The sequence below is a fragment of the Marinomonas sp. TI.3.20 genome (assembly GCF_038155025.1).
Taxonomy (GTDB): domain Bacteria; phylum Pseudomonadota; class Gammaproteobacteria; order Pseudomonadales; family Marinomonadaceae; genus Marinomonas; species Marinomonas flavescens.
On record NZ_JBAKAS010000021.1, the window covers coordinates 37,819 to 48,272 of the forward strand.

The window sequence follows — 10,454 nt, forward strand, 5'->3', positions numbered from 1 at the left end:
ATAAGCGTGCCTTTTGAGAGAGATAGGTGTATTAATTGATTTGAAAGAACGCTATTTTCTAGGCTTTAATGCCGCATCAGAAAAAGTAACAAACTCTTCCGCGCTAGTAGGATGAACACCCACTGTGGCATCAAAATCCGCTTTGGTTGCGCCGGCTTTTAACGCGACACCCAAGCCTTGCATGATCTCACCCGAATAATCTCCGACCATGTGGGCGCCAATGACTTTGTCGTCGGCGTTATTCACCAACAACTTCATCAAAGCACGCTCTGTACTGCCACTTAACGTGTGTTTCATAGGACGGAAATCAGTTTGATATACACGGAAATCCAAACCACGTTTCTCCGCTTCTTGCTCGCTCAGGCCGACCGTGCCAATGGATGGCTGGCTGAACACAGCCGTTGGGATATTGTCGTAATCAAAATCAATTTCTTTGCCATCAAACCAGTAAGAGATCAACGCCATGGCTTCTTTGATCGCGACTGGCGTCAATTGAATATTGTCTGTTACATCACCCAGTGCAAACACACTAGAAGCGCTGGTGGTGAAATTGTTGTCCACTTTCACCGCCCCATTTTTGCCCGTCTCTATGCCCGCTTTCTCCAAAGAAAGCGCGTCAATGTTTGGCACTCGACCCGTTGCGTATAACACCAAACCAAACGTTTCGGAATGACCATCTTGGAAATGAACAATACGCTCACCTTCTGGTTGAGCTACGTCTGCTAATTCAATCGACTTAACGTCGGTATTCAAACGCACGTCGATGCCAGACTTACGATACTCTTCTGATGCAAACTCTCGAATATCTTGGTCAAAGCCGCGCAACAACTGATCGCCACGATACGCCAAGGAAGTCGCGACACCCAAACCATTCAAAATGCCCGCAAATTCGACGGCAATATAACCACCACCGACCACCAAGGCTTTCTTAGGCAATTCATCTAAGAAAAACATTTCGTTAGAACTGACAACAAACTCACTGCCATCAAATACTGGTATGAAAGGCTTAGCACCGACTGCAATCAAGATACGCTCTGCCGTGTATTGCACGCCGTTCACTTCTACTGTGTGGTCATCCACAAACGAGGCAAAACCTGACACGATTTCCACACCGGCATTATTCAACATGTTTGAATAAATGCCATTTAAGCGTTCGATTTCTTTGGTTTTATTATCACGTAATGTAGCCCAATCAAAAGAAACACCTTGTGTGTTCCAACCAAAACCGGCCGCCTGTTCAAAACCATGACCAAACTCAGAACCATAAACAAACAATTTTTTTGGCACACAACCAATGTTCACACAAGTGCCACCCAGTGCACTGCCTTCAGCCACTGCCACTTTATAGCCTTTGGAAGCCGCGACACGACTCGCACGAACACCACCAGAACCTGCGCCAATTACAAACAAATCGTATTGATATGACATTATTATCTCCGCCAAACTGAATATAGATGACACGCAGTGTACCAGCAGCACGAACCAAGTAAAAAGCCATTCTGTCAACTAGATGAGTAAAAACAATGAAACCATCGTCATCATTCACTTTATGCTCGATGCACAACTGGGTATGATTAACGAAATTCGATTAGCAAGGAATGACAGTGAAATTTGTCTCTTTTAACATCAATGGTTTACGTGCACGCCCTCATCAAATCGAGGCGCTTGTTGAAAAACACGCACCCGACGTCATCGGCCTACAAGAAATAAAAGTACACGATGAGGCCTTCCCTCACGAGATCCCTGAGTTTGTGGGTTATCATGCGTACTACTATGGTCAAAAATCTCACTACGGCGTAGCGATCTTTAGTAAACAAGAAGCGACTTCTGTCGAATACGGCTTTCCAGGAGACGATGAAGACGCCCAGCGTCGTATGATTATCGCCACCTTCGACACGGCACAAGGCCCGGTAAAAGTGCTCAATGGCTACTTCCCACAAGGTGAAAGTCGAGATCATGAGACGAAATTTCCCGCCAAACGGAAATTTTACTCAGACCTAATGAGCTACTTAGAAAACCATTCTCCAGATGAAAAAATCATCGTCATGGGCGACATCAATATATCGCCAACAGACTTAGACATTGGTATTGGCGAAGTCAATGCGAAGCGTTGGTTACGAACCGGTAAGTGCAGTTTCTTACCAGAAGAACGTGAATGGCTTAAAGCCCTAATAGATTGGGGCTTTGACGATAGCTATCGCCTGCTTAACCCAACAAAAAATGATCGTTTCAGCTGGTTTGACTACCGTTCAAAAGGCTTTGCAGATGAGCCAAAACGCGGCCTTCGCATCGATGTTATTCTGTCTTCAAAAGGGCTCACTCCATACTTAGAAGCGTCCGATGTAGACTATGAGTTAAGAGCATTAGAGAAACCATCAGACCATGCTCCTATTTGGTCAACCTTCAATATCGATAAGTAAACTCAACGGGGCGAACTCTGATCGTTTTTTAACCAAACCTATCCGACGGGCGCCCCTTATGAGAAATACCACGATCAGCGAAGACTACCCCCAGATTTATCCACAGACTATGTGGATGAATTGATAAAAAGAGATGCAATAAAGTAATCCAACCACTTATCCTTAATGGACAAAACGAATGCAAAAAAATGTAGTTCCACTTGATCAGATGGTGCAGCAAGCCTCACAAGCTGCTAGTTTTTTAAAAGCAATTAGCAATGAAAATCGCCTAATGATTCTTTGTTATCTATTGGATGAGGAGCTGTCTGTTACCGCTCTTAACAACAAACTTCCCCTCAGCCAATCCGCCTTATCGCAACATTTAGCTATACTGAGAAAAGATGGCTTAGTGGAAACAAGACGTGATTCTCAAACTATTTTTTATCGTATTGGCGACGCTAAGGTAGAAACACTCATTCGTACTCTGCATGATTTGTTTTGCCCCTAACAAATCCATCGATTGATACCGCAAACCTAGCTTTATGAAAACCTGTGTACCTTCATTCAAATCGAAAGAACGCTATTAGCTTTTGGGCAAACCAAACTGGCTGCTCAAGTGGGATCATATGACCACAGTGCTTAACTGTACTGCATAAGAAGCGAGCATTGGATTCAAGCAACTTAAATGTCTCGAGTGGTACAAGCACATCCTCTTCTCCAACACAAAAACACAGATCAATCGAACTCTTTTCAAGCTGAGAAAGTAATGAAGGCCTGTCTAACGAACTACTAAGTTGTTGCACGAAAACACGCTCTCCCAAACGCGCGTCCATTGCTTGAATCACTTGAATAATAAAATCACTATTTTTATTATGATTGCCTAGCATCGCGATTGCTTTTTTCTTAGGGATGCCTTTATAGCCGTGCCGTAGCACCCAATTTAAAGCCTGCTTTCGCTGCACCACTTCTCTCTCAAGTAAACCTTGAGCCGCATTTGATACGACCATCAGCTGCTTTATTCGCTCAGGGTATTTCAGCGCAAAAGCACTCGCCAAATACCCTCCCATTGAGAATCCTAGTAGATGAATCGGCTCATTAGGTAATAACAGACTTAATGCTTCGACGATGCCATCCAGCGTATCAACTTCAGGTAACACAACATGCTTTAGATTCACATTACCTAGCAGTGGTTGCGTAAACTGCCATAACCCTTCATCACACATAGTGCCCGGCAAACAATATATATCTTTCAAAGTAGCCCTCACCTAAAAACGAACGTTCACCTAATACACAAAAAACTGCTGCATCAAAAACAAACACACAACGGGTTAATCTTTCAGAGGCACGGTATCTACTGGATAACGTACTCGCATAAAACTCGCAAAACGAGGAATCCCCTTATTGGTATAACCGTGATATTTATAGGTAATAATATCGCCTATATTCGGTGGGTTCATACGTTCGTTGTCTGAAAATCCTGTGCCAATTTTAAACCTAATACCGGACGGTATTTCTACAACCAAAGCCCCCATCATTCCAGTGTACTTACCCTCACCTTTTGTCAAAGCGACCACGCGGGCTTCAGCGTCCATAAAAGGTTTTAATTTTAGTAAGTTATCAGTACGACCATTTTTAAACAATGCCGTCTTGCGATGCAAAATTAAGCCTTCCGCTCCGTTAGCAACATAGTCATCTAGTGTGTCGCTGAGGATTTGATTGTCCATCACGGTGAACTGTTTAATGGCAATAACAAAGGGTAAATCAAGTTGTTCCACAATGCGGGTATAACGTTGACTGCGCTCAAGAAATGAACGTTCAAAATCTGGAGCATCAAATACCATATAGCGTATTTGGCGCCATTCACTGTCTATCGGGGTATTTTTAGTGACTACGGAGGCTACGAATTGGAAATTTCCACGCGTGGAGAAAAGCTCACCATCGAGCCAAATATTAGGTAATTTTTCGGTAAACCACCTTGGTGCATGAATAGGTTCCCCGGTCCGACTTAACAACGTCGACCCAGTCCAAATGCCTCGAACACCGTCGTATTTTTCACTGACTAAAAAGTCTCGAACGTCGATACGATCAGAATAGTTCTTTGCTAATTGTGCATCTGGCTTAGCAGATAACATGATGGGGAAAGACAAACACAGCAGTACTATTATTTTAAATATCATCATCCACTCCTTGGATTTGCGCTATTTAATAATGTTTATTTCTAATCACTAATGTGTAATTCACCAAGTGATAAAACCATCCATTGGTTTTATCACTATAGCTTTCACTTCGCTAAACTACCTTTAAGAAAGTAAATTAGCCTTTTATTGAAGACAATTCACCTTGTGATAATCGATAAGCCGAATCCATCCAGCCAAGCATCTTCTCATCGTGAGTAACAATCAAAAAAGCCATATTATGTGAAACTTTTAACTCATTAATTAGGTCTTGAATGTCTTGAGACGTTGCTTCATCAAGGTTCCCTGTCGGCTCATCCATCAGCACACATGCAGGTTTATTTGCGAGCGCTCTGGCAATGGCAACACGCTGACGCTCACCACCAGAAAGTTGAGAAGGCTTATGATTTAAACGCTCCCCCAACCCCACTTGAGACAACAGTTGCTCGCCTTGTTTTTTTGATTCTGCTTTAGATGTACCAGCAATCCACATCGGCATCATTACATTTTCAAGTGCGCTAAACTCTGGAAGAAGGTGATGAAATTGATACACAAACCCCATCTCTTTGTTACGCATTTTGGCACGCTTGGCGTCATTTATACTCGACCAAGAAACCTGCGCTAGCTTTACTTCCCCGCTGCTTGCCAAATCCAATCCAGCCAACAAGTTAAGCAAGGTTGTTTTACCTGAGCCAGAGGCACCGACAATCGCACACGCTTCACCTTTATGAAGGGAGAAATCAATAGAGCGAAATACATCAACCGTTTGCTTGCCATCCAAGTACTGCTTCGACAATGATTTGCATTCTAGTACTATTTCCTTACTCATAACGTAACGCCTCAGCCGGTTCTACTTTTGATGCACGCCACGCCGGATAGATGGTGGCCGCTACCGTCATTACGAAAGCACTCGTTACAATCATCTTCACATCTGACCATTCTAATTCAGAAGGAAGATAATTTATAAAGTACACATCTGGACTCATAAATTGCACGTGGAGTAAGTGTTGTAACCAATTAACAATACTGCTGACATTGAGTGCCAGAGCAATACCAATTACCAAGCCAATTAAGGTTCCTAGCAAGCCGATAAAAATACCTTGGACAATAAATACGCACATCACTTGTCGTGACGTTAAGCCCATCGTCCTTAATATCGCGATGTCATTACGCTTATCCGTTACCACCATTACCAGTGTAGAGACGATATTAAAAGCCGCCACGGCAACGATAAGTAGTAATAGCAAACCTATCATGGTTTTTTCCATTTTAATCGCACGGAAAAGATTGCCATGAGTTCGAGTCCAATCACTCACTCTGTTTAGACCTGGGATCGCTCTCGCTATATCCCAAATTTCAGTAGGTGCCACAAACAGATCATCAAAACTGATCCTCAACGCCTCTACTTGATCTTTTTTATATCGTTTGAGCAGTGCCGCATCTTTTATATTGATGTAAGCAAGGCTGCTGTCTAACTCTGCCCCTACTTCAAATACACCAACTAAAGTGAAACGCTTTAATACCGGCGTGACACCTGCAATAGAAACACTTGCTCTGGGCAAAATAGCGGTAACCTTGTCACCGATTTGAACCCCTAGCATTTTGGCTAACTGAGACCCCAAAACGATACCAAAATTGGTCGTATTAAGAGCATCTAACGATCCTGAAATCATATGTTTATTGATGATAGAGACCTTTTTCTCCATCTCAGGATTAATACCATTCAAAAGAGCACCGTGAACACTCGAGCCTGACTGAAACATTACTTGTGCTTGAGTATGCGGTGCAACACCGACTACATGAGGCATTTTTTCAATGATTTTCATATCTTTTTGCCAATTAGGTAAAACTGGTGTTCCCCATAATGTGGCGTGAGGGACCATACCTAAAATGCGTTTTTGTAACTCTCTATCGAAACCGTTCATCACGGATAATACGGTAATCAATACAGCGACACCCAATGCTAAACCAGCAATAGATGAGAAACTAATGAAGGAAATAAAGTGATTCGAGCGTTTTGCTCTGGCGTAACGTAATCCGATACGAACTGGAAGAAAATTAATCAAAGCAACCCCTTATATGTAAAAAATGAAGGGGCAAAATAGCCCCTTCATTTAAACTCCGTTACCTAGATCTAAGCGTCGAAATTAATACCAATACGACGCCCTACATCTTCATACGCTTCAATAACACCACCCAGACCTTGACGGAAACGGTCTTTGTCTAGCTTTTCTTTTGTCTGAGCATCCCACAAACGACAGCCGTCTGGAGAAAACTCATCACCTAAAACAACTTCGCCTTTAAATACGCCAAATTCTAGTTTGTAATCCACTAGAATCATGCCACCTTCAGCAAACAAAGCCTTAAGAACACCATTGACTTTATAAGTTAATTCTTTTGCTTTAGCGAGGTCTTCTGCTTTTGCCCAACCAAACGATTCAACATGTGATTCGTTAATCATTGGGTCACCAAGCGCATCGTTTTTAAGGAACAACTCAAACGTTGGTGGATTAAGTGGTAGCCCTTCTTCAACGCCTAAACGGCGACAAAGACTGCCTGCTGCAACGTTACGCACAACACATTCAATCGGCATCATATCTAAGCGTTTAACAAGGCATTCTGTTTCACCCAGTAACTTTTCAAAATGCGTAGGAATACCCGCTTCTTGTAGCTTAGTCATGATGAAAGCATTGAATTTATTATTCACCATGCCTTTACGATCTAGCTGCACGATTTTTTTGCCATCAAATGCAGAAGTATCATCGCGAAATACTAGAACCATTTTGTCAGGATCATCTGTCTTAAATACAGATTTTGCCTTACCTGCATATAGCTCTTGTCGTTTTTCCATTGGAGCGTCTCCGATTGTTGCTGTGAGGGTTAATCTTTTATTTTACAAAACGCTGTGCTAAAAGAAATGATGTTATTTCAGGGTTTGGTGAAGCAGATACATCAATCACAAGAAAGTCACCTGCTTTCTGATGAACGATATTGTACTTATATTCACGCTTGTCCCAAGCTAACACTTTTCCGGCACCCGCAATGGGCGCAACACTGAATTGTTTTGTATCCTTTGAAGGCAGAACGGATAGGGTATTTTCTTTTCCAGTTACTGGCTTCAATCCGGCCAACGCTAACTGAGACGCCAAGGAATCAGCCGTTGTATTATTCGAATTTAAATGGATGGCAAAAATTCCGCGATGGTCTATCCAAACATGAAATGGCGTTTTATTGCCTTGTTCGGAAAGATAAACCGAGGTTTTATTCACTTGCCTGCCCATGTCTCCCCATAATCGAACCACATCGGCATAAACATCATTTCTTGATGTAGGATTCATCCAACCTGAGGTGTCTTTACCATTCTCTTCCACTTTATATTGCACAGAGACAAGCGTGCCTTTTTCGGTCTCTTTGAAGGAAAATGAGAACACTATTGTTTCAGGGAAATTGCGTGAGATGTCACTCCATATAGAAGCCCACCAACCTTGCTTGATGAACTCGAATGGAACACTTACGATTTTATTATCTGCCGTGCTTGCAACAGACTCACCATCGCCGTGTAAGGCCATAAGAAAATCTTTGATCATTTTCTTAGATTGCACCATATTCGCTGGCACATCGAAAACGATACTATCTTGCGAACTTTCAACGGCAATTTTAGCCATAGGGTAGAAAACAAAAACAGCTCGAGGAACAACAAATTTTGAATCTTTTGTTAGATCTGCAATTTTATTTTCGTTCGGGATGACTAAATCATCTCTAGCCTGAAGAGCGCCGGCAGGCACTTTTAATACCACAGAATTCACAGACTCATTACGATAGTCATTAGAATGGTCTGTTAAAAGAAGACTGCAACCCGACAGTGCAATAGCAAGCGCGCCTACGCTTGCTAGCTTGATCGTTTTTTTATTCATAGAGAGAGAATTCCCGTTTGCACCATGGCTTGTTTAACCGCCTCATGATGCGCTTCTGAAAGTACCGTCAAAGGTAGGCGAATACTATTTTCACAAAGACCAAGCTGAGCACATGCCCATTTCACTGGTATTGGGTTAGATTCGACAAAAAGGTTCATGTGCAATAGTGCAATACTTTGGTCCATTGCATGAGCAGACTCTGCATTCCCAGCTAAAGCAAATTCTGCGGCTTGAGAAACAGCTTTAGGTGCTACGTTTGCAGTGACAGAAATATTTCCTTTTCCACCCATTAGCATTAACGCTACGGCGGTAGGATCATCACCAGAATACACGGCAAACTCTGCTGGTAACGCGTCGATTAACGCTTGACCACGCTCTAGGTCACCCGTTGCATCTTTAATACCGACAATGTTCTTCACTGTTGATAAGCGAACTACCGTGTCGTTCTGCATATCACATGCCGTACGACCTGGTACATTATAAAGAATTTGTGGAATATCAACGGCTTCAGCAATGGCTTTAAAGTGTTGATAAAGCCCTTCTTGGGTTGGTTTATTGTAATATGGCGTCACCAACAAACAAGCATCAGCACCCGCTTCTTTGGCAGCAAGAGTAAGGTCAATTGCTTCGTGAGTAGCATTTGCACCTGTGCCGGCAATCACCGGCACACGCCCATTGACTGTTTTGATGACTTGGCGAATAACATTGGAGTGTTCTTCAGGAGTCAGTGTAGAAGATTCTCCCGTCGTTCCCACCGCAACGATGCCATGGGTTCCTTGTTCGATGTGAAACTCTATCAGATCATCTAATTTCTTTGAGTCCACCGCTCCATTCGATGTCATAGGGGTAATGAGAGCGACTAAACTACCTGTGATCATTGCGAGCCTCCGATAAAATAATAAGCGGACATATAGTACCGCCCAGACTCTTGATTAACAATAATCCAGACCTGTAAAGCGAGAGTAAATTACAAGGATGCGTTTTTTCGTGAAGATTTTTTAAACATCTCTTGGTAAGCTAATAATATTGCACTCTTTTTCACAACTATTGTTACATTATTGGAGATGACATATGACACCAAAAGTAGGCCAGAGCGCACCAGATTTTCTTGCAAAAGACCAGCACGGTGAAAACATTACGCTAAGTCAGTTCCGTGGAAAAAAAGTCATTCTGTACTTTTATCCGAAAGATTCCACACCAGGCTGTACCGCACAGGCGTGTAATTTGCGAGATAACTATGAGACATTACTTGAAAAAGGCTTTGTTGTACTAGGCATCAGCACCGACTCTGAAAAACGCCACCAGAACTTCATCGCCAAAAATGAACTGCCTTTCTCATTAATTTCAGATCCTGAACACCTAGTGCACGATTTGTATGATACTTGGAGACTGAAAAAATTCATGGGGAAAGAGTACATGGGCACAGTGAGAACCACCTTCGTGATTGATGAACAAGGCGTCATTAGTGACATTATTGAAAAAGTAAAAACCAAAGACCATACAGCTCAAATTATTGGTTAGTATGAGCGACTTTCCAGCTAACCTACTTCTTAGCTGGAAAGCAACTTAACTGAAAATCATTCACCAATCCGATCACAAGACACATTAAATACAACACAAACTCACATTCGTTTTTAGATAAAACATCGTAACAATGCATGCTTAATATCTCGCCCTCCTTCTCCGATGCTTCAGCACTTTACTCTCAATCTAAAAGCACCAATTTAAGCGCCCTATTCAAAGAGTAAGACAGAATAAAGTAAGAGAGAATTTTTGATCAAAAAAAACCCGTTTTATACAATAAAACGGGCTTAATTATTTCTGATAAAAACATTTACTGAGTGAGCGTCGGCTAAACCCCACATAGCAGTCTCTTCCAAAAACCATAAAGTCTTTCATTTTTTAAATTGGAATAAAAGACTCATGTTTACGGCTTCTGATCAACTTAATGTGACCCTCATTTGTGG

11 protein-coding genes are annotated in these 10,454 nt (G+C 42.3%); 3 read left to right on the top strand and 8 right to left on the bottom strand.

The genetic code is table 11. The features are described 5' to 3' along the window. Positions 1-51: 51 nt before the first annotated feature. A complete protein-coding gene (gene gorA, locus V6259_RS17100) occupies positions 52-1,428 on the bottom strand; it encodes a glutathione-disulfide reductase (protein WP_341585552.1) in 1,377 nt (458 codons plus the stop codon). A gap of 176 nt (positions 1,429-1,604) precedes the next feature. Between gorA and xthA the strand changes: the two genes are divergently transcribed. Further along, positions 1,605-2,420 carry an exodeoxyribonuclease III gene (xthA, locus tag V6259_RS17105; protein WP_341585553.1) on the top strand — a complete coding sequence of 272 codons (816 nt, stop codon included), beginning with the start codon at positions 1,605-1,607 and terminating at the stop codon, positions 2,418-2,420. Between the two features lie 178 nt (positions 2,421-2,598). Next, complete coding sequence (locus V6259_RS17110) at positions 2,599-2,907, top strand: ArsR/SmtB family transcription factor (RefSeq protein WP_341585554.1); 309 nt, start codon at positions 2,599-2,601, stop codon at positions 2,905-2,907. Positions 2,908-2,959: 52 nt separating this feature from the next. Here V6259_RS17110 and V6259_RS17115 read toward each other — a convergent pair whose 3' ends face one another. From V6259_RS17115 to dapA, 7 genes are all read right to left on the bottom strand, one after another. Next, positions 2,960-3,652 (bottom strand): alpha/beta fold hydrolase, encoded by a 693-nt coding sequence (locus V6259_RS17115; protein ID WP_341585555.1) that lies wholly within the window; start codon positions 3,650-3,652, stop codon positions 2,960-2,962. 75 nt (positions 3,653-3,727) lie between these two features. Next, entirely contained in the window at positions 3,728-4,576 is an 849-nt protein-coding gene (locus V6259_RS17120) for a DNA ligase (RefSeq protein ID WP_341585556.1), read from the bottom strand. A gap of 136 nt (positions 4,577-4,712) precedes the next feature. After that, on the bottom strand, positions 4,713-5,402 hold the full coding sequence (locus V6259_RS17125) for an ABC transporter ATP-binding protein (protein ID WP_133012220.1): 690 nt from the start codon (positions 5,400-5,402) through the stop codon (positions 4,713-4,715). Then, a complete protein-coding gene (locus V6259_RS17130; RefSeq protein WP_133012219.1) occupies positions 5,395-6,639 on the bottom strand; it encodes a lipoprotein-releasing ABC transporter permease subunit in 1,245 nt (414 codons plus the stop codon). The genes V6259_RS17125 and V6259_RS17130 overlap by 8 nt, the downstream gene beginning before the upstream one ends. Positions 6,640-6,707: 68 nt before the next feature. After that, positions 6,708-7,424, bottom strand: coding sequence for a phosphoribosylaminoimidazolesuccinocarboxamide synthase (gene purC / locus V6259_RS17135; RefSeq protein WP_133012218.1), 717 nt, complete (start codon positions 7,422-7,424; stop codon positions 6,708-6,710). Positions 7,425-7,461: 37 nt separating this feature from the next. Beyond that, complete coding sequence (locus V6259_RS17140) at positions 7,462-8,487, bottom strand: hypothetical protein (protein WP_341585557.1); 1,026 nt, start codon at positions 8,485-8,487, stop codon at positions 7,462-7,464. Beyond that, complete coding sequence (dapA, locus tag V6259_RS17145) at positions 8,484-9,365, bottom strand: 4-hydroxy-tetrahydrodipicolinate synthase (RefSeq protein ID WP_341585558.1); 882 nt, start codon at positions 9,363-9,365, stop codon at positions 8,484-8,486. Before dapA ends, V6259_RS17140 begins: the two co-directional genes overlap by 4 nt. A gap of 193 nt (positions 9,366-9,558) precedes the next feature. Here dapA and bcp point away from each other — a divergent pair, with 193 nt between their 5' ends. After that, positions 9,559-10,008: a thioredoxin-dependent thiol peroxidase gene (bcp, locus tag V6259_RS17150; RefSeq protein ID WP_341585559.1), complete on the top strand. Its 450-nt coding sequence runs from the start codon at positions 9,559-9,561 to the stop codon at positions 10,006-10,008. Positions 10,009-10,454 lie beyond the last annotated feature (446 nt).

What these genes read in the sequence shown, in the direction of transcription:
- gorA (WP_341585552.1), bottom strand. Translation starts at nt 1,428, where the DNA reads ATGTCATATCAATACGATTTGTTTGTAATTGGCGCAGGTTCTGGTGGT.
- V6259_RS17110 (WP_341585554.1), top strand. Translation starts at nt 2,599, where the DNA reads ATGCAAAAAAATGTAGTTCCACTTGATCAGATGGTGCAGCAAGCCTCA.
- V6259_RS17120 (WP_341585556.1), bottom strand. Translation starts at nt 4,576, where the DNA reads ATGATATTTAAAATAATAGTACTGCTGTGTTTGTCTTTCCCCATCATG.
- V6259_RS17125 (WP_133012220.1), bottom strand. Translation starts at nt 5,402, where the DNA reads ATGAGTAAGGAAATAGTACTAGAATGCAAATCATTGTCGAAGCAGTAC.
- purC (WP_133012218.1), bottom strand. Translation starts at nt 7,424, where the DNA reads ATGGAAAAACGACAAGAGCTATATGCAGGTAAGGCAAAATCTGTATTT.
- V6259_RS17140 (WP_341585557.1), bottom strand. Translation starts at nt 8,487, where the DNA reads ATGAATAAAAAAACGATCAAGCTAGCAAGCGTAGGCGCGCTTGCTATT.
- dapA (WP_341585558.1), bottom strand. Translation starts at nt 9,365, where the DNA reads ATGATCACAGGTAGTTTAGTCGCTCTCATTACCCCTATGACATCGAAT.
- bcp (WP_341585559.1), top strand. Translation starts at nt 9,559, where the DNA reads ATGACACCAAAAGTAGGCCAGAGCGCACCAGATTTTCTTGCAAAAGAC.